The following is an 18,509-nucleotide window of genomic DNA, read 5'->3' on the forward strand; positions in this document are numbered from 1 at the left end:
ACATGCGGCCATCCCCGCACAGACGTCCGGAATGACATCATTGGGTACATTCGTGCCATGAAGAACCGTGTGGTCGCGCTGGTAGGGCCGCCGCAGGAGATGTACCCGGTGACCTGCGCGTCCGCCGTGTTCGGCTACCACGGCCCCGACATTCCCCAGCTCTACGACTTCCGGCTCTGCGCGGAGCGGCCCGGCCCGATCGCGACCACGATGGGCGCCGACATCGTCGTCACCGACGGACTGGAGGCCCTGGCGGAGGCCGACACGATCCTCATCGCGGGCTGGTGCCCCGGGCCGGACTTCTCCGCCGAGCTCGGCGACGCCGTCCTGGCCGCCCACGCCCGCGGCGCCCGCATCGTCGGGATCTGCTCGGGCATCCACATCCCCGCGAGCCTTGGCCTGCTGGACGGCCGCAGCGCCGCGGCCCACTGGGAGCTCACCGGCGAGCTGGGCCGGCGCTACCCGAGGGTCCGCGCCGACGCCACCGTGCTGTACGTCGACCACGGCGACGTCGCGACCGCGGGCGCCTCGGCCACCACCGTCGACCTGTGCCTCAACCAGGTCAGGCGCGACCACGGCGCCGCCCTGGCGATGCGGATCGGCCGTCAGCTGTCGGCCGCCCCGCACCGGGAGGGCGGCCAGCGCCAGTACCCCGCACTGCCGACGACCGGCCCGGTCCCCGGCTCCCTCGCCCCGCTGCTCGACTGGATCACCGCCAACCTCGACCGCCCGCTGACCCTGCGGGACATGGCCACCCGGTCGGGGATGTCACCGCGCACCCTCAGCCGCCACTTCTCCGAGCAGCTCGGCGTCTCCCCCGGCCGCTGGCTCCTCGACCGGCGCATCGCCAGCACCCGCGCCCTCCTGGAGGAGACCGACCTCCCGGTCGAGACGATCGCCCAGCGTGTCGGTCTGTCGTCCGCGGTGAACCTGCGCCGCCGCTTCCACAACGCCCTCGACACCACCCCGGCCGCCTACCGCCGCACTTTCCGCTGACCGCTCTTCTGCCCCCACGCACGCGGCCGGCTCACCTCCCGTGAGGCGGCCTTTATTCGAGGAACGTCGCGGTCGTCGCCACGAGCCGGGCGGCGTCATCGAGCCACGGAAAGTGACCCGCCCCTGGTTGAACGACGAACTCGGCATCCGGGAACAGCCCGGCGAACTCGGCCACGACGCTCGGGATCGAGTTCAGATCGACCTCTCCGGCGACGAGCAGCGTCGGCGCGTCGAACGCGTCGAGCGCCGCGCGAGTGGCATCAGGGTCGTACGCGCCCTCGGCGCCGAAGGCGGCCGCGGCTTCGGCGTTCTGGTGACCGTCCTGGGCCGCCAGGTGGGCTTGTGCCGCCGCATCCCATCGCCCGTAGAAGAAGGGGTCGATGGCCTTCCAGCTGCCGGCGGTGGCATCGCCGGCGACGATCGCTTCAAGAGCCGCGAAGGCCGCCTCGAACCAGGGCTCGTCCTTGCGGAGCCGGGCGAGCTCCAGCCGGGCCTGCCCCGTGGCCGCGACGCCGACGGCGAAGGTGCTGGGGGTGATCAGCACGAGCTTGCTGACGCGGTCGGGGTGGCGAGCCACGTAGAGGGCCGCGAGGTTCGCGCCGGCGCAGTGTGCGAGGAGGTCTATGCGGTCGAGACCGAGGTGGACGCGCAAGGCCTCGATGTCGCCGACGAGCCGGTCGCAGCGGTAGGAGGTGGCGTCCTGGGGTGTCGCGGACCGGCCGGTGCCCCGAGGATCCACCATGATCAACTGCCGGTGCGCCGACAGTCCGCCGAGTTCACCGAGGTAAACGGAGTCCTGCATAGGGCCGCCCGGCAGGCAGATCACCGGGCTGCCCTCGCCGAACGCGTGGTAGGCGAGCTCGGTTCCATCGGGTGCGGAGAAGGTAGGCATGGCGAAGACCATCTCAGGCCATCCCGGCCAAGGCAATCGATCACCTTGAATTCCCGCCGTGTGACGGCGGCGCGCTTCGCCCCTGCCGGACTCGATGCCGCCAACCGCGCCGGACCCCCTTGTCAGGACGTGCGGCACATCGCCATGGCCGGATCTGCAAGGTATGTGTCCTTGCGGCCATGGCTTCGGAGGGCCAAGTATGGGCGGCATGCCGCAACGCGTCGTCATCGTGGTTTTCGACGGCTTCCAGTTGCTCGATCTCGCGGGCCCGGCCGATGTCTTCTCCGCGGCCGCCCTGCTGAATCCGGGCGCCGATTACCAGGTGGAGGTCACGGCTGTGCACGCGGGGACAGTGACCTCCTTGTCCGGCGTCACGGTCGCCGTTGAGACGCCGCTGCGAAGCGTGAAAGGTCCGATCGACACGCTGCTGGTCGTCGGTGGTCTCCCAGCCCGTACGGCTGTCACCGGCACAGCGGCGCTGGTCCCGGAGGTCCGCAGGCTCGCCGGGGAGTCAGGTCGTGTCGGATCCATCTGCTCGGGCACGTTGCTGCTGGCCGAGGCCGGCCTGCTGGAGGGCCGGCGGGCGACCACCCACTGGGCGGTGGGGGACATGCTCGCCCGCGAGCATCCGAACGTGCAGGTGGACGCCGATCGCATCTACGTGCGCGACGGCAACGTGTGGACTTCGGCGGGGGTCACCTCGGGGATTGATCTCGCTCTCGCTCTCGTCGCTCACGACCACGGGCACGACCTGGCCAGGGAGATCTCTCGTTGGCTGGTCGTCTACCTGCAGCGACCGGGCGGGCAGAGCCAGTTCAGTACGCCGCTGAGCGCGCGGACGCCAAAGCGCGAGCCTCTGCGCGACCTGCAGGGATGGATCGAGGAGAACCTCGATGCCGATCTGTCGGTGGAGGGTCTCGCGGGACGCGTGAACACGAGCGTCCGCCATTTCTCGCGCGTATTCAGGACCGAGGTGGGCGTGTCACCCGCGCGGTATGTCGAGCAGGCGCGGACGGCGGCGGCCAAGCGACTGCTGGAAAGCACCGATGAGCCGCTCGACCGGATCGCCACCCGGGTCGGGCTCGGGACGCCTGAGACCCTCTATCGCGTCTTCCGCCGGCACCTCAAGATCTCGCCGGGAGAGTACCGGCGCAGATTCCGCACCAAGGAGAGCTGATATGCACATCGCCATCCCCCTGTACGCGGGTTACGACGCCATGGACGCCCTGGGGCCGTACTTCGTGCTCCGGAACATTCCCGGCGCGACGGTCACCTTCGTGGCTGAGCGGCCAGGAGTCATCGCCGACGAGGGAGCCACTCTGACCGCCACCGCCTCCTTCGCCGACCTGCCCACACCCGAGGTCCTGGTGGTGCCGGGCGCCAAGGAGATGCGACAGGGCATGGCGGACCAGGAGTTGGTCCGCTATGTGAAGGCGGCGCACCCGACCACCACATGGACCGCTTCGGTGTGCGTGGGCTCGCTCACGCTCGGCGCCGCAGGCCTGCTGGAGGGAGTCAGGGCGACCACTCACTGGGTGGCCCACGACCTCCTCGCGCAGTTCGGGGCGGAGCCGGTCGACGAGCGCTTCGTCAAGGACGGCAAGATCATAACTTCGGCCGGCGTGCTGGCCGGCATCGACATGGCGCTCTACCTCGCGTCCTTGCTGGCGGGCGAGGACATGGCCATGGCGATCCAGCTCGGCTTGGAATACTCGCCGCGGCCGCCGTTCAACGCCGGGACGCCGAAGACCGCTCCCGCAGAGATCACTGAGCTGGTGCGCTCCTTCCTGAGGGACGCCTGACCTCACAGGGGTGGTGGTCTGCCGTTCGGTCGATCCCCTCGCGGGTTCAGGGGCGGCGAGCCGCCCAGGCGGTCCGGCTGCCACGGACGGGCAGAGCGCTTGAGGGGATCAGTTCCCCGGCCGAGGGCGGCCGTCATGAGAGATCACCAGCACCTGCTCCGGATGGGCATGGGCGTTCGCATACCTCAGGAGCGAATCCAGAGCACCTGCGCCGGAGCTTTCGGCTTCGGATGCGGTGGAAAGCGGGATCTCCTCCTGATAGCGATGGAAAAGATCCTGGTCACCCAGATTCTGGCGGGCATAGTTCCGCCAACCAGGGACGGGATCGCCTTCCCTGGCCTGCAGTCCGATGACCGAATACCCCGACGGAGCAAAAACGCGGTGCAATCCCGCGACAGTGGCGCCCGTACCGAATCCGCACACCAAATAGCGAATTTCCGGCCAATTCTCGCGGACTTCCCGCAAAAGGTGCGATCCCCATTGCTCCACGCACCTCACCAAGGCCACATTGGTGAACTGCTTCGGCCAGAACCAACCCGCCTGCTCGTACTGAAGGCAAAGCTCGCGAGCTTCCTCGAGGCTCGTGATCGTCCGCGCCTCGCCACGGAAGCCGCGGCTCATGAGATGATCGCGGCCGGAGGCGTCCGTGAGGGCGACGGTCGGCAGCCCTCTTTTTCTCCCGAACACATCGAGGGCGAGCGCGGTCGACGAACCGGAGATCTCGACGAATCCCCGGACATCATCCGGAACCGCGTCAAGGCAGAGCTCGTACGTCAGGTATTTGAGGCTTCCCGACTCGCAGGTCCCGCCCCAGAGCACGGCCGGGCCGTTCTCGTCAGGTCGCGTGAGGGTGAAAAGCGCGTCCATGGCGTTCACGCGGGGACGACCGAGCCTCGGACATAGTGGTGGTCAAAGAAATCCACATACAGGTATTCGGGATATGACACCATCTGGTCCCGCCCCAGGAGGATGGCTCGCATGATCTCGCTCACCATCATCCCGGCCGCGGTGGTGGCTCCGATCACGCACGTGGGAGCGTGTCCACGCCCGGCGAAGCAGGCGTCCCAATGCTCCTGCACGATATAGCTGCCGAGCCGGGGGATGATCTTGGGTAGATCGATACGCCCATCCGGAAGCATGTAGAGATCCTCATAGAGAGGCGCTTCGGGCTGGAAGACGTGCAGGGCGGCCCCGAATCCCAGCATCAGGCCGGTCATGATGACGATGCCCCGCTTTCGGCATGCTTCGTGCAGCCACTCTTTCGCCCTGAAGCCGGCGATGTCGATGACCTCCACGACGTAGTCCACCGGCTTTCCGCCGAACCCCGAAAGCAGGGAATCGATGTTGCTTTCGGTCACGCCCTCCGTCGCTTCGCGAATCAGCAGCTCGGGGTTGATGTCCTGGCACATCTTCCCGACGACCTCGGTCTTGAGCCTGCCGACAGTGCTGTCGAAGCTGCCGACCTGACGATTGGAATTGTGCACTTCGTAGACGTCGAAATCCGCGAGCGTCACCCGGCCGAAGCCGAGGCGGGCCAGGTCCACCGCGCACTGCCCGCCCGCACCGCCCACTCCGGCCACGAGAACATGGGTGTCGGCGACCCGCTTCATCGATTCTTCGTCCAGAATCCCCAGGTTACGCCGGAACCTGGGATTGATCTCGGAGTTCTCCACGGGACACCTCACTTCATTTCTGCATGCAAACGTAGTAGTTCTCACCGAAGTAGTCGTCGCCGTCCGCGACCAGAGAACGCGAGAAACCCAGGCGCCGCAGGGTGTCCACCAGCTCGTCCACTTCGAAGAACGTCACCATCTCGTCGGGGTCGGTGGTCAGCTTCCGGGCGCAGGTCGAATGATGGGCCAGCGCGGCTTGGAGATTCTCGGTGAAACGCTCTTCCGCTCGCCACTCCGCGATGGAGTGTTCGAGCACCTTCTGCAGGTCGGGCCGGCGCTTAGGGCCGGTGGCGATCATCACGCCCCACGGCTTCAGGTGGGAGAAGACCTCGCGCAGCGCCGACTCGACGTCCGGGACGTAGAAGAGGACGTTGTTCAGTACGACCGCGTCCGCGTCGGAGGCGACCCAGGAGGGAAACCGCTCGACGCTTCCGTCCGTCACCGTCCACCGGTCGCGAGCCTCGCCCGGCGCCTCCGCCTTCTTGTCATGGGCCCGTTGGAGCATGGCGGGGTTGTTGTCGAAACCGAGGACTTCGTGACCGCGGTCGATCAGCGCCTGGCTGACCAGTCCGGTTCCGCACCCGGCGTCGATCACGGTCCGGCGGCCCTCCGTGTCGCGGAGGATCTTTCCGAGCATCCGCTGATAGCAGTTCAGCTCGGGAATCATTTGGTCATAACTCTTGGCGAAGTCGGTCCAGATGTTGTCGCTCACAGCGCTGTCAACTTCCTCGAATCTCGGCCAGGCCGGCGCGTTCTGTCTCCGTCACCCGGCACGAACGGCTATTTCTTGACGTCCGCCGTCAGGCCCTGCTGCGGACCGTCCACGACGATGACCGCGCGGTACCTGGCGAGCGCCTGAGTAGTGTCGGCGTAGTAGATGCGCCACGCGCACTCCCGCCGTCCGCGCGAGGGGCGACCTCCCCGACGGCGTCGTTCTCGCCGAGCCGGCGCACCTCCGCGAGGAGCTGCTCCTGGTTGTAGCGCGCCGGCAGCACCCGGACGGGAACGGACCTGTTCTGCTCCCCGATGACGCGCTGGACGGCGGCGGGCACCTCGCCCTGCCAGTACACGAGGAGCTCCCGGTTCTCCGGCGCGGCGATGACGCTCGCGTAACCGCTCCGCCCGCTCGCCGCGGCCGCCTGCTGGATCTTCTCCGCGGCCGTGTTGAGCTTGTTCTGCATGCCCATCAGGTCGCTCCAGGTGGCGAAGCCACCGGGCACGGGGGCGGTCGCCAGCGCGGCCGCGACGGTGCCGTCCCCGCTGTTCCCTCCCGGGGCCTGCGCCTGTGCGGTCGGACCCCCCATGCTGACGACCAGCAGGGAGACCCCCACCGCCAGCCCGGCACGCCGTACGGCTGATCCACTGTTCACCAGCTCTCCTTCGGAACCACGAGTTCTGCGACGCCCATCCACGAGCGCGCGACCCCATGGTCGGCTGCCTCCTGCGGGCCGGTTGCCATTGGCAAGATCCCACGTCGCAGAGCATCTTGTCAATGACAAGATTGGCGTTCTCCGTCACGCGACGCGAGGATCACCTCGACGGGCCCCGGCAGCACGGTGATCTCCACGAAACCGGTGCCGGCGAGAAGCCGCGTGTAGTGCTCGATGTCGTACAGCCGGCTGTGGCAGGCGTCGACGCCCATGAGGAAGTACGACCAGAAGAACTGCCCGGCGAGACGTTCGGGAGTGCGGAACTCCTCGCAGATCATGACCCGCCCGCCGGGCTCCAGCGCCTCGTGTGCTTTCCGGAGCAGTGCGCGAGCGGTTGGGACCGGCCAGTCATGCAGCACCCGGACGAACGACATCCCGTCGTAGCCACGTGGCAGGGGGCCGTTGAGGAAGTCGCCGCCGACGAAGCCCAACCGGTCCTCCTGGCCGCTGTCGCGCCTGACCCGGTCGACGAGCGGCTCCGCGCTGGGCAGGTTGAACACGTCCACCCGGAGGGCGGGGCTGTACGGCAGCAGAGCCGAGGCCAGGGTGCCGTCACCGCCTCCCACGTCGAGGTGCCGGAACGCGGACGCGCCGAACAGGCGGGGGGCGTGCGACCGGAACGTCTCGGCGAAGGGGCCCAGACCAGCGGCCATGCTCCGCTCGAAGCCGGCGAGCTGCGTCTCGTCCGGAGGCCAGCCGAAGTCGCTCGCCGGGATCGACAGCGTCCCTCTCAACACGTCGGGCAGGCTCCCGTGAAGGACCCGCCACGGATACCTGTCACGGTCCCGCTCCAGCGCGCCGGGACCCGCCACGGCCAGCGCCGCCTCTTTCAGCCCGGAAACGGCGGTGTAGCGAGCGAGGAACGGATCGTCGCCCGCGCTCCGGCTCCGGACGAGACCGAGGCTTTCCAGGCAGTCCAGCATCTTGTACAGGCGGCCCGGGACCAGTCCCAGCCTTGTGCTCATCTCGGCCACGGTGACCTCTGCGGGCTCCAGCGCGTCGAGCACGCCGAGCTCCAGCGCGGCCTCCACGACGTCCATCGCCTTGGCGCCGTTGGCCAGGAGGCTCATGAGTGCTCGCGGAGTGAGCGGGTGGCCGTTCATCGGGTGACCCTCGCGCGCTCGTTCTCCACCGCATCCATGAACGCGTCGATCTCCTCGATCGTGTTGTAGAAGTGCGGTGCCACGCGGAGTGACCCGCGCCAGCTGCACACCATGCCGTCGCGTACCAGGGCCTCCCTCACCTGCCGGTCCCCCGGGAACCTCAGGCAGACGACCCCGGCACGACGGGAGGGGTCTCTGGGAGTCACGACCTCGATCCCGGCGGCGTCTGCGCGCTCGATGACGCGGTCGGTGCAGGTCAGGGAGTGCCTGCGGATCGCCTGCACGCCCAGGCCCGACAACAGGTCCAAGCCCACCCGGGAGATCATCGGCCCCAGCGCCATGGGGGTGCCGCCCGCGAGACGGCGGGCGCCGGCCGCCCATCCGGCGGGCGGGCCGAAAGAGGTGGGATCCTCGCCGGCGAACCAGCCCGTCGCCGCCGGCCGCAGGTCCGGCAGGATGTCCGGCCGCACGTAAAGGAAGGCCGTGCCGGCGCCGCACATCCACTTGTGCGCCCCGCCGAGCAGGAAGTCGACGCCGAGAGCGGTGACGTCCAGAGGGAGCACGCCGGCGGTCTGATAGGCGTCGACGATGACGTAGGCACCCACGCTGTGCGCTCGCTCGACGACCCGCCGCAGGTCGAGCACGGCCCCTGTGCTGTAGCTACCGTGTGACACGCATACGCAGACGGTACGTTCGTCGATCGCCGCGTCCAGGGCGTCCTGGTCGAAGTCAGGTCCCCCTGTGCCCGCCACTTCCAGCGCCGCCCCGTACCGGGCGAAGCCGCGCCAGATGAACGGCACCGTGGGGAACTCCAGGTCGGTGGTGACCACCTTGTCGCGCGGCGCGCCGAAATCGAGGCAGCTCGCGACGCGGGCGAGCAGCGTGCTGAGGTTGAGATCGGTCACCACCGAGCCGGCCGGTGCCCCGATGAAGCCGGCCAGGGTCTCGGTGTAGCCCGCGATCTGGTCCAGCCAGCCGCCCCACTCCTCGTCGCGCCAGGTCGACAGCGTCCACCAGTAGCGGCCCAGAACGTCCTCGACTCCACGGGGGACGGCCCCGGTGGAGTTGCTGTTGAGATAGACACACGTGTTCAGGACCGGGAACTCGGCGCGCAGGGAGGCCAGCCGTGCGCCGTCCGTCACCGGTGCGGCCCCTCTGCCCGCGACGCGCCGGGAGCGTACCCGCCGCCGCGGTCCCACGTGGCCGTCATCTCCTCACGCACCTTCCACAGCCGCCGGAACAGCGGCTGCGTCATCCGGCCGGTCAGGACCTGGGTGGGAACGCCGTCCAGCGCGACGGTCCCCCTGGCGACGCCGATCGTCCTGCGCACGAGCATGAAGTGGGTGACAAGCCACATCTGGTACGCCTCATCGACATCGACCAGCAGCTCGAACGTGAACTTCAGATCGGGGTGCCCGACGTCACGGGACTCGTAGACGTCGCGGATGGACACCATCCTGCGCTCCACGACCAGGTCGAGCGCTCCGGACACGTGTTCGGCCGCCAGCCGCACACGGTTGTACCCCGGCGACTCCTGGCCGCTACCGCTGCCGAGGTGCCTCCGGATCGTCTGATAGGAGTCCGGCGTCAACGTCTCCAGCACGCCCAGTTCCTGACGCAGGCCGCCGAAGATGCGCGCGACTCGGTTCAGGCGCGCGGACGCCTCCCAGAACGCCTCGCGCTCCAGGTCGCCGACGACCTCGGCCAGCTCGTGCGTCGCGAGCTTCAGCCACAGCTCCTGGGTTTGATGGACGATCTGGAACATCAGCTCGTCGGGCGACACGAGGTCGCCGACGGCCGATTGCAGCGAGAGCAGATCCTGAGTCCGGAGGTACAGCTCGTAGTCGAGCTTCCCCTCCCCTAACCACGTCTTCAGGATGGAGTTCCAGACCGGCTCCGACAGCGTCCGGTGCAGATCTGTCACGTCTGCCCTCCGGCTCTCTCGGCTGGCCGGCCCGCGGGCGTGGTCGGACAAGGGAGCGACCTGACGAGCGGCGGATGACTCGACGGCCGGACCAGTCCACGACGCGGATGTTTCGTCGGCGTTAATCGGCTCTCCTATAGAGATGACCAGCGGGGATGACATTCGCGCATCACGTTTTCCCGTCCGAGCCTCTCGCTCTCCCGGACGGCCGTGCACCGTGACCGCGCGAACGCGACGACGCAGCCTCACCCGGTCCCCTTGTGAATCACCTGGCACGTTTCGCGACGCACCTAAAAGGGCCTGAAAAAGACTAAAACCAAGAGCCCTGAGGCCACCTGCCGCAGGCGCGCGGTGTACGGGCGGGCAAGTCGCCGCCGGTCCACGCCGATTAAGGCCCCACTAGTGATTCAAAAGAATCGCCCCCGCGGAGTTCGATTATTGACAGGCGCGACTCGAAGGGCTGATCCTGGGTCCGCCGGTTCAGTCCCCGAGGGCCGTCTTCCCGCTCGCCGTGCGCGCACTGGCCTATTCGTCGACCGGCCTCTTTGCCACCGCAAATGCGGGGCCTCGTTCTCTGCTGCCGAAGAAGGACGACTCATGCCAGAAACATCAGTTGCCGCCCCGTTCACGGAGCCGTACTTCCAGAATCCATATCCCACGTATGAATGGCTCAGGGACAACCACCCCGTCCACCCGGTGACGGTTCCGGGAACCGACGTGCGGGTGTGGCTGGTCAGCCGTTACGACGACGTGCGCGCGGCCTTCACGGACGAGCGGATCAGCAATGACGCCACCTGGGCGACAAAGGAGTTCCGGGAGGCCGGGCTCGTCCTGGGCGCCGGTGGGGACTTAGACCGTTCGATGTCCACGGTGGACCCGCCCGCGCACACCCGGTACCGGAGGTTGGTGGCGAGCACCTTCACCGCGGCACGGGTCCAGCGCTGGGAGCGCACCGTCAAGGAGATCGTCGACCGGCTGCTCGACGACTTGCGGCCAGGAGGTGTGGTCGACCTCCTGGACCGGTTCGCGACGCCCATGGCGGTATCGGTCATATGCGAGGTGATGGGCATTCCGTCCGCCGACCGCAAGAGCCTGCGCGAGTGGGGGGACGTCATCTTCACCGCCGACCCGGCGCGACGGGGCGAAGCGGTGGGCGCGGCCGCGGCGCTGGCCGGCTACATCCGCGAGCTGATCGCGGTCAAGAGGAACGACCTGTCCGACGACCTGATGTCCGCCCTGATCCTGGCGCACGACGGCGAGGGGCTGACCGAGACGGAGCTGGTGGCCTCGTGCGCCGGGCTCGTCATCGCGGGTTACGAGACCACCATCGGCCTGACAGGTACGGCGGTGCTGACCATTCTCGACAATCCCCAGGCGATGCGGGAGCTGCGTGATGATCCGTCCCTGATGGGCGCCATGGTGGAGGAGGTCCTGCGTTACGACGGCGCCGCCACCACGTCGCTGTGGCGCTTCGCGAAGGAGGACATCGAAATCGGCGGTACGAGGATCCCGGCCCACGATGCGCTGTTCCTTCTCATCGGGTCGGCGAACAGGGATCCTCGCCAGTTCGCCGACCCGGACACCTTCGATCTGCACCGGGTAACCAAGCAGAGCCTCGCGTTCGGCCACGGGATCCACCGATGCGTCGGGGCGGCCCTGGGGCGGCTGGAGCTCAGGGTGAGCGTCGCCGCCGTTCTGGAGCGGTTCTCCGGCATCGAGCTCGCGGTGGACAGGAACGAAATCCGTTACAAGCCCCTGGTGGGAATACGAGGACCCATGTCGCTCCCCCTGATCCTCAGGCCATAGGGCCAGGCGGTCAGCGGCCCCTAGCCGTCCAGAACGACCCCCTCCGATCCTGTGAGCGGTCAGATCGGACAACGTGGGTCGCGGCGTGAGAACGAGGACCTCTCATCGCTTTCCTCCGCGCCGATAGCACGGCCGGCGGTTCAGCGCCTCTCGCGGCCATGCCCCTGCGCAGCGATCCCAGCGAGCCACAAGTGAGCCACAAGGCCATCTTGTCACTGTCAAGACAGTCGTCCCGATCAACCGTCGGGCCGAGTCCACCGATTCCACAAGGAGACCCCATGTCCCTCCACCGCGACGAGACCGCTGTCGAGCCCGGCCTGTCCACCAACCACAACGAGACCGTCATCGAGCCCGGCCTCTCCACCAACCACAACGAGACCGTCATCGAGCCCGGCCTCTCCACCAACCACAACGAGACCGTCATCGAGCCCGGCCTCTCCACCAACCACAACGAGACCGTCATCGAGCCCGGCCTCTCCACCAACCACAACGAGACCGTCATCGCCTGAACACTCTGACGAGCTCCGGCGAGTAGCCGGATGGGGAGCGGGCCGGCCCCAAGGCGCTCGGGTCAGCGGACGCAAGAACAGGCGGAGCAGATGCCGTTCAAGGATTTGGTTCCACGTCTTCCCGGGAACGCGTGGCTCATCCTCTGTGGCGACGCCGTGTCCGCGGTCGGAGCCGGTCTCACTCTCCCCTTCCTCCTCGTCTACCTGCATGACGTGCGGGGAATCGAGCTCGGTTCGGCCGGGCTCGTCCTCTCGACGATCGCGATCGCCGGACTGGTGGGAACCCCCGTCGGCGGGCTGCTCTCCGACCTCTTCGGTCCACGGCGGCCCGCCGCGGCGGGCCTTGTCCTCGCCGCCGCCGGAACCGCCGGAATGGTCGGTGTACGGAGCGCATGGCAGGCCGCCCTTTGGGCCGCGGTCTACGGGTGCGGTGTCGCGGTCACCGAGCCGTCGTTCCAGGCGCTGCTGAGCACCTCGGTCTCCCCGGAGCGCCGTTCACAGATTTTCGCGGTACGGCATGCCCTGCTCAATGTCGGGCTCAGCGCCGGTAGCCTGCTCGCCGCCTTCTTGGTGGACTTCTCCGCACCGCAGACCTTCGTCACGATTTACCTGGTCGACGCGGGCACCTTCCTCACGTTCGCCGTGCTGGTCGCCAGGGCGCCACGTCGCGGTCACCCTGTCCCCGAATACCAGGTCCGGAGTCCCGGCGCCCGCGGTGGGTACCGCGAGATACTCGCCGACCGGGTGCTGCTGCGGATCTGCGTCTCCGTCGCCGTGGTGTTCACCTGCGGCTACGCCCAGTACTACAGCGCCTACCCGATCTTCTCCATCCAGACCGGCGGCCTCGACGCCGCCACGTTGCAGCTGACCTTCCTGGCCAACACCTGCACGGTCGTTCTCGCTCAGCTACTCGTCCTGCGTCTCGTGACCGGTCGTCGCCGTGCCCTCGCGTTCGCCTTGTCGGCCGCGCTCATGGCCGTCGCCTGGCTCACCGTGGTGGGCGCCGCGCATCTCGGCGGCGGCCCGGCCGCCGTCGCCGCGTTCATGACCGCGATGGTCCTGTTCGCCATCGGTGAGACGCTCATGGCCCCAAGTGTTCCTGTCATCGTGAACGACCTGGCGTCCGACGCCGGCCGTGGCAGGTACAACGGGGCCTACGGCTTCTCGCAGACGCTGGGGTACATCATCGGACCGGCGGTGGCCGGCGCGGCGCTCGGCTCCGGGCACGGATCCCTGCTCTTCGTGGGCCTGGCTGTGGCACTCGGCCTCGTCGCCCTGCAGGCGACCAGGATCGATCGCCTCCTCACCCCCACAGCGAACCGCGTGGGTGCCGGCCATGAGCGATGACGACGCGCTGGACGCTCTGCTGGCGGCGGCGGAGAGGTGCAGGCGCCTCGGACGACTGGACGAGGCCGAACGGACGCTGGAGCGGGCCGTCCAGATCGCCCGTGACGCCGGAGCACCTCAGGATGCCCATCCACGCGCACTGGACGCCCTCGCCGAGCTGCTCCGTGTCAGGGGAAGGTACCGGCGGGCGGACGAGATACTGCGGAGCGCGCTCACGCTCGCCGAGGAGGCGCCGGGACCCGGCTCCCTCGCGGTCGCACGGATCTGCAACAGCCTGGGTGTGCTCCACAAGTACACGGGACGGTTCGAGGAGTCCGAGTCCTTCTATTGCCGGGCTCTCGCGATCGTCGAAGCGGAACTGGGCGATGCCCACCCTTTCATGGCCACCCTGTACCACAATCTCGGTGGGCTGAACCACGCGCGCGGGACGCACGCGCAGGGGGAGCCCTTCGCCCGCCGCTCGGTGGAGATCCGGCTGCGCACCCACGGCCCCGCGGACCCGGAGCCGGCCGCCGACAAGGCGGCGTTGGCGGCGATCGTCCACGCGCTCGGCGACCTCGACGAGGCGGAGCGCCTGCTGGTGGAGGCGCTCGCCGTCTTCGAGACGCGGTTGGGCCCAGAAGACTACGAAGTCGCCTCCTGCCTGAACAACCTCGCCTCGATCCACTATTCGAAGGGCCATCTCGCGGCGGCCGAGGAGGGCTACCGCAAGGTCCTGACGATCAAGGAAAAGCTCTTGGGCCCGGCTCATCCGGAACTCGCGGTCGCGCTCAACAATCTCGCGATGACCCTCTGGAAGCGTGGCCGGCCCGAGGTCGCCGTGCGGGCGTTCGAGCGTGCGATCTCCTTGCTGAGTGCCGAGGTCGACCAGGGACAGCCCGTCCGGCTGGCCTGCCTCCGCAACCTCGAAACGTGCCGACGGTCGATGCGACCGGAGTCACGTGAGTGACGCCGGCCGCTGTCCCGCCCGCCGCCGGCGATTTCCGCCCGGAAGCGGCCTTCCCAATACGCCCCATGCCCGGCATCTCACCTGCCTGGAGGATCCGGCGACACTTAAGGAGTGCTTGTGATCGACGCGCGGTTCCCCCTCGCCAGCTGGTTCCTGATCGTCTCCGGGACCGGCTTTCTCGCCGTCTACGCTCTCCCGCTCCTGCTGGCGCCGCTGCGCTGGGCGCGCTGGTTCCGGTGGGAGGCCGCCGCGAGCCCCACCGACCTCACCGTCTACTTCGGGCGCTGCCTGGGAGCCGTCGCGCTGGCCGTCACGTGGGTCGCGCTGGCCGCGGCGCCTGACCCCGAGCACCACCTGATCGTGTTCGACCTCATCGCCGTCGCCTGCGCGCTCCAGACGCTCATCCATGTGCACGGCGCGGTGCGCCGGATCCAACCGTGGACCGAGACCGTCGAGATCGGCCTGTACGCCGTTCTCTGCGGTGCCGCCGTGGCGATTCGTGTCCTGCTGCTGACCTGACGAGCGCTCCAACCAGCCCCACATTCATCTCCAAGTCGGCGGCAGGAGACTCTCCACGTCTGATCTCGCTGCGAGGGGGAGGCTTACATGACGCGTTCTCTCTGTCACAGATCCACGACAAACGTTGCGGAAGTCCGATGATGGATATTTCATTCCCGAAAAGGATCCTCAGCCAGCCGGCGTATCTCCTGGGCGACAAGGTGAAGGGCATGGATTTCCGCGTCATGGGTCCCTTTGAAGTACGTGACGGCGAGGCCGCCGTCGGCCTCGGTGGCCCACGGCAACGAGCCGTCCTGGCCCGGCTGGCGATCAGCCCAGGGGTGGTCGTCTCCACCGACACGCTGATCGACGATCTCTACCAGGGCACTCCTCCCGCGACCGCCTTGGCCTCACTTCACGTCTACGTGTCGAACCTGCGCCGGGCGATCGAGCCGGCCCGGGCGCCGCGCACGCCCCCACGGCTTCTCGTCGCGCGACGGCCCGGCTACCTTCTGGACACGACCGACGTCGACGCGCTGCGGTTCGCCGCCCTGGTAGCCGACGCCGAACACCGCCCGTCCGAGGAGGCGATCGCCCGCCTGGACGAGGCTCTCGAGCTCTGGCGCGGCACGCCGTACAACGAGTTCGCCGGGGAGCTCTGGGCGGTCACCGAGGTGAACCGCCTGTGCGAGCTACGCCTGGTGGCGATCGAGCGCCGCGCCGAGGCGCAGCTGGATCTCGGCCGGCCGCAGGCGGTGATCCAGGACCTGGAGGCCGAGACCGGCAGGCAACCACTGCGGGAGCGGCTGTGGTGGCTGCTGGCCCTCGCTCTCTACCGCTCCGGCCGGCAGGCCGACGCCCTCGCGACACTCCGCCGGGCCAGGAGACTGATCATCGACCATCTCGGTCTGGAGCCTGGTCACGAGCTGCAGACACTGGAAGACGATATCCTCAAGCACGCCGAGGCCATCACCTTCTCCCCGAGGCGCGCCACGCTGACCTCCGCCGGCCCGTCCGCCGTCCTCACCGACGCGCCATCGCCACCACCGGGGCTCGGCCGCGACCAGCAGCTCACGGAAATGGGGGTGCTGCTCGACCGTGGCGACGTGAGCACCATCGCGGTGAGCGGCGAGACCGGCATCGGCAAGACGTGGCTGCTCGAGGCCTTCGGCGCGCGGAGTTCCGAGCTCGGCCATCTGGCTCTTTGGGGCGGCTGCCAGGAGATCGAAGGAACTCCGCCGCTCTGGCCCTGGATCCAGGTTCTCAGGTCGCTCGCGCAGTTGCACCCGCCCCTGGACCGGCAGGCTCTCACCGGTCTCCTCGACGACGAGGTGCCGACGGGTTCGGCCGTCGGAGCGAAGATGCACCGCCACCGCGCGATCGCCGACTGGCTCGTCGCCACCGCACGGATCCAGCCCTTAGTGATCATCCTCGACGATCTCCACTGGGCCGATCTCGCGACGCTCGAGCTGCTCGGCGACGTGACGGCACTCATCAAGGACTCGCGGGGTTGGGTGCCGCTCACGCTGGTCATGGCGTTCCGGGACAGCGGGGACCTGTCCGCCATCGAGTACGTCCTCGGCCGGCTCGCCCGCTGCGACCTCCTGCGCCTCCGGCTGCCGGGCCTCGACCCCGGCGCCGTGCAGGGGATCGCCGCCACGATGGGCACCCAGATCGACGAGCAGACCGCGCACCTGGTGACCCGGCGCACCGGCGGCAATCCGTTCTTCGTTCGCGAGACGCTGCGGATGCTCGCCCACGGTCACCCGCTGGACACATTGCCGGACGCGGTCGCCAGTCTCGTCCACCAGCGGCTGACAGCGGCCGGCCCGGAGGTGGGCGACGTGCTGAAGGTCGCCGCGTTGATCGGCAGGGAGTTCGACCCCGACGTCGTCGCCCAGGTCTGCCAGGCGGGTGCCTACGACCTGCTCGACCAGGCGGTCAGGGCCAGGCTGATCGTGTCGACGGCCAACCGGATGACTTTCACGCATGACCTGGTGAGGGAGGCTCTCATCCAGGAGATCCCTCCGTTGCGGAAGGCGACGATACATCGCGAGGTGATGAACGCGCTCGCCTCCCGCCCGGCGGTGGACGTGGCCGTCATCGCCCATCACGCGATCGAGGCAGGGCCCACGGCGTACGCGGAGGCGGCCCACTGGGCGCGGGCGATGGCCGAGCAGGCGACCCTTCGCCTGGCCTACGAGGAGGCGGCCACGTGGTGGTCCCACGCGGTGAACGTCCACGGCGCGTCCGCCGGCGATCCGGCCGATCATGTGGAGCTGCTGCTCCGGCAGGCGAAGGCGCTGCTCGAAGCGGGAGACGCTCTCGGTGCCAGGAATGTGCGCGCGCAGGCGATCCGGGTCGCCGACCGTGCCGGCGACCGAGGCGGCCCCCTCCTGATCGCTCGCGCGCTGACCGCGCTGGACGCTCCGTCGATCTGGAACCTGCGCAACCCCTACGGGGAGGTGGAGCTCCAGCTGGTGCACCGGTTCGAGCTCGCGTTGCGCTCCCTGCCGGAGGACGACAGCCCGGAGCGGGCCCGCCTGCTCGCCGGGCTCGCGCAGGAGTTGCACGACGGCAGCGGTGATCCGCGCTCCGGCCTCTACTCCATGGAAGCCGTCGAGATGGCCCGGCGGCTCGATGATCCCCAGCTGTTGATGCGGATACTCAACGCACGCTATCTGTCGCTGCCGAGCAGCATCTACACCGAGCAGTCCATGGAGATCGCCGAGGAGATCGGAGAGCTGGCGCGACGTACGCAGACGCCCGAGTTCGAGCTGCTCTCGGAGATGATGCGCACCTATCGCCGTCTGGAGCTGTTCGACCTGCGGGGAGCGGACGAGGCGGCGGCGCGCTGCGAGGGCATACTCAACCGGATGCCCTTGCCATGGCCGCGCTTCCAGCACACTCTGTGGCGCGCGGGGCTTCTCGCGATCTCTGGAGGGTTCGACGACGCCGAGCGCATGTACGCGGACGCGGAGCGGCAGGCCGAGCGCATCGGCATGTGGTACGCCAGCTCGATAGTGACCGTGGGTCGCGTCCTTCTCCATTACCAGCGCGGGACGATCGCCGACGCGGGTCCGCTGATCGACGCGATCGCCGGCGTCCACCCGAGCATGGACCAACTGCTGCAGGTGCTCATGTCGTGCGCGCAGGGCAGGCCGGCGGAGGCGCGGAACCTCGCGGCGGAGGGATGGCTGCCGCCGCCACTCGACTGGTCCTGGCTCACCGTGACCTGCCTGCAGGGAGCGGCACAGGCGGCGGTCGGAGACATCGACGCCTGTAAGGCCACTTATTCCCTCCTCGCGCCCTACAGCGGACGGATCTCGGTGGGAGCCTCCATCGCCTTCCTGGGCCCTGTGGACTGGTTCCTGGCATTGGTCGCCTCCACCGTGGGCGATCAGAAGGCGGAGGCGCGGCATCTGTTCAAGCTCGCGCGGCTGGCGGGCCAGGCGGGCCTGGGTATGTGGAGGAATCGCGTGATGGCGGTCGCCGGTCTGAAGATGTCGCCCCTGCGGTGGGACGCCGCCGTCGCCAAGGCCGGCTGACCTCGCCGTGACAGATGGCGCCGGCATCTCAG

At 68.6% G+C, this 18,509-nt stretch carries 17 protein-coding genes; 9 read left to right on the forward strand and 8 right to left on the reverse strand.

All coding sequences use genetic code 11. The features are described 5' to 3' along the window. The first annotated feature begins 57 nt into the window (after window positions 1–57). Window positions 58–996, forward strand: a complete 939-nt coding sequence (locus ACOZ38_RS27375) for a GlxA family transcriptional regulator (RefSeq protein ID WP_424534027.1) — start codon at window positions 58–60, stop codon at window positions 994–996. Between the two features lie 52 nt (window positions 997–1,048). On the opposite strand, the gene ACOZ38_RS27380 is transcribed toward ACOZ38_RS27375, so the two are convergent. Further along, window positions 1,049–1,888, reverse strand: a complete 840-nt coding sequence (locus tag ACOZ38_RS27380; RefSeq protein ID WP_424534028.1) for an alpha/beta fold hydrolase — start codon at window positions 1,886–1,888, stop codon at window positions 1,049–1,051. A 208-nt stretch (window positions 1,889–2,096) separates the two neighbouring features. Between ACOZ38_RS27380 and ACOZ38_RS27385 the strand changes: the two genes are divergently transcribed. Both ACOZ38_RS27385 and ACOZ38_RS27390 read left to right on the forward strand, forming a co-directional pair. Next, window positions 2,097–3,065, forward strand: a complete 969-nt coding sequence (locus ACOZ38_RS27385; protein ID WP_424534029.1) for a GlxA family transcriptional regulator — start codon at window positions 2,097–2,099, stop codon at window positions 3,063–3,065. A gap of 1 nt (window position 3,066) precedes the next feature. Then, entirely contained in the window at window positions 3,067–3,690 is a 624-nt protein-coding gene (locus ACOZ38_RS27390; RefSeq protein WP_424534030.1) for a DJ-1/PfpI family protein, read from the forward strand. Between the two features lie 108 nt (window positions 3,691–3,798). On the opposite strand, the gene ACOZ38_RS27395 is transcribed toward ACOZ38_RS27390, so the two are convergent. From ACOZ38_RS27395 to ACOZ38_RS27425, 7 genes are all read right to left on the reverse strand, one after another. Then, the gene (locus ACOZ38_RS27395) at window positions 3,799–4,557 is read right to left on the reverse strand and encodes a pyridoxal-phosphate dependent enzyme (protein WP_424537094.1); all 759 of its coding nucleotides are present in this window, start codon (window positions 4,555–4,557) and stop codon (window positions 3,799–3,801) included. A 5-nt stretch (window positions 4,558–4,562) separates the two neighbouring features. Next, window positions 4,563–5,363 (reverse strand): ThiF family adenylyltransferase, encoded by an 801-nt coding sequence (locus ACOZ38_RS27400; RefSeq protein ID WP_424534031.1) that lies wholly within the window; start codon window positions 5,361–5,363, stop codon window positions 4,563–4,565. 13 nt (window positions 5,364–5,376) lie between these two features. After that, complete coding sequence (locus ACOZ38_RS27405) at window positions 5,377–6,075, reverse strand: class I SAM-dependent methyltransferase (protein WP_424534032.1); 699 nt, start codon at window positions 6,073–6,075, stop codon at window positions 5,377–5,379. 88 nt (window positions 6,076–6,163) lie between these two features. Then, on the reverse strand, window positions 6,164–6,733 hold the full coding sequence (locus ACOZ38_RS27410) for a hypothetical protein (protein ID WP_424534033.1): 570 nt from the start codon (window positions 6,731–6,733) through the stop codon (window positions 6,164–6,166). Window positions 6,734–6,852: 119 nt separating this feature from the next. Further along, the gene (locus ACOZ38_RS27415; RefSeq protein ID WP_424534034.1) at window positions 6,853–7,896 is read right to left on the reverse strand and encodes a methyltransferase; all 1,044 of its coding nucleotides are present in this window, start codon (window positions 7,894–7,896) and stop codon (window positions 6,853–6,855) included. Beyond that, window positions 7,893–9,038, reverse strand: coding sequence for an aminotransferase class V-fold PLP-dependent enzyme (locus ACOZ38_RS27420; RefSeq protein ID WP_424534035.1), 1,146 nt, complete (start codon window positions 9,036–9,038; stop codon window positions 7,893–7,895). Before ACOZ38_RS27420 ends, ACOZ38_RS27415 begins: the two co-directional genes overlap by 4 nt. After that, window positions 9,035–9,820 carry a tryptophan 2,3-dioxygenase family protein gene (locus ACOZ38_RS27425; protein ID WP_424534036.1) on the reverse strand — a complete coding sequence of 262 codons (786 nt, stop codon included), beginning with the start codon at window positions 9,818–9,820 and terminating at the stop codon, window positions 9,035–9,037. The genes ACOZ38_RS27420 and ACOZ38_RS27425 overlap by 4 nt, the downstream gene beginning before the upstream one ends. Before the next feature lie 597 nt (window positions 9,821–10,417). On the opposite strand from ACOZ38_RS27425, the gene ACOZ38_RS27430 reads away from it, so the two are divergent. The 6 genes from ACOZ38_RS27430 (at window position 10,418) to ACOZ38_RS27455 (ending at window position 18,477) form a co-directional block, all read left to right on the forward strand. Beyond that, window positions 10,418–11,626: a cytochrome P450 family protein gene (locus ACOZ38_RS27430; RefSeq protein WP_424534037.1), complete on the forward strand. Its 1,209-nt coding sequence runs from the start codon at window positions 10,418–10,420 to the stop codon at window positions 11,624–11,626. 278 nt (window positions 11,627–11,904) lie between these two features. After that, entirely contained in the window at window positions 11,905–12,135 is a 231-nt protein-coding gene (locus tag ACOZ38_RS27435) for a hypothetical protein (RefSeq protein ID WP_424534038.1), read from the forward strand. 156 nt (window positions 12,136–12,291) lie between these two features. Beyond that, complete coding sequence (locus ACOZ38_RS27440) at window positions 12,292–13,482, forward strand: MFS transporter (RefSeq protein ID WP_424534039.1); 1,191 nt, start codon at window positions 12,292–12,294, stop codon at window positions 13,480–13,482. Next, complete coding sequence (locus tag ACOZ38_RS27445) at window positions 13,472–14,431, forward strand: tetratricopeptide repeat protein (RefSeq protein ID WP_424534040.1); 960 nt, start codon at window positions 13,472–13,474, stop codon at window positions 14,429–14,431. The genes ACOZ38_RS27440 and ACOZ38_RS27445 overlap by 11 nt, the downstream gene beginning before the upstream one ends. A 117-nt stretch (window positions 14,432–14,548) precedes the next feature. Next, on the forward strand, window positions 14,549–14,950 hold the full coding sequence (locus tag ACOZ38_RS27450; protein WP_424534041.1) for a hypothetical protein: 402 nt from the start codon (window positions 14,549–14,551) through the stop codon (window positions 14,948–14,950). 209 nt (window positions 14,951–15,159) lie between these two features. Then, complete coding sequence (locus ACOZ38_RS27455; protein WP_424534042.1) at window positions 15,160–18,477, forward strand: BTAD domain-containing putative transcriptional regulator; 3,318 nt, start codon at window positions 15,160–15,162, stop codon at window positions 18,475–18,477. Window positions 18,478–18,509 lie beyond the last annotated feature (32 nt).

Origin of the sequence: Sphaerisporangium viridialbum (assembly GCF_049674955.1) — a bacterium.
Lineage (GTDB): Bacteria > Actinomycetota > Actinomycetes > Streptosporangiales > Streptosporangiaceae > Sphaerisporangium > Sphaerisporangium viridialbum.

Bases quoted from the DNA above. Each gene is read 5' to 3' on its own strand.
- ACOZ38_RS27375 (WP_424534027.1), top strand. From the start codon at position 58: ATGAAGAACCGTGTGGTCGCGCTGGTAGGGCCGCCGCAGGAGATGTAC.
- ACOZ38_RS27380 (WP_424534028.1), bottom strand. From the start codon at position 1,888: ATGCCTACCTTCTCCGCACCCGATGGAACCGAGCTCGCCTACCACGCG.
- ACOZ38_RS27385 (WP_424534029.1), top strand. From the start codon at position 2,097: ATGCCGCAACGCGTCGTCATCGTGGTTTTCGACGGCTTCCAGTTGCTC.
- ACOZ38_RS27390 (WP_424534030.1), top strand. From the start codon at position 3,067: ATGCACATCGCCATCCCCCTGTACGCGGGTTACGACGCCATGGACGCC.
- ACOZ38_RS27395 (WP_424537094.1), bottom strand. From the start codon at position 4,557: ATGGACGCGCTTTTCACCCTCACGCGACCTGACGAGAACGGCCCGGCC.
- ACOZ38_RS27415 (WP_424534034.1), bottom strand. From the start codon at position 7,896: ATGAACGGCCACCCGCTCACTCCGCGAGCACTCATGAGCCTCCTGGCC.
- ACOZ38_RS27430 (WP_424534037.1), top strand. From the start codon at position 10,418: ATGCCAGAAACATCAGTTGCCGCCCCGTTCACGGAGCCGTACTTCCAG.
- ACOZ38_RS27435 (WP_424534038.1), top strand. From the start codon at position 11,905: ATGTCCCTCCACCGCGACGAGACCGCTGTCGAGCCCGGCCTGTCCACC.
- ACOZ38_RS27445 (WP_424534040.1), top strand. From the start codon at position 13,472: ATGAGCGATGACGACGCGCTGGACGCTCTGCTGGCGGCGGCGGAGAGG.
- ACOZ38_RS27455 (WP_424534042.1), top strand. From the start codon at position 15,160: ATGGATTTCCGCGTCATGGGTCCCTTTGAAGTACGTGACGGCGAGGCC.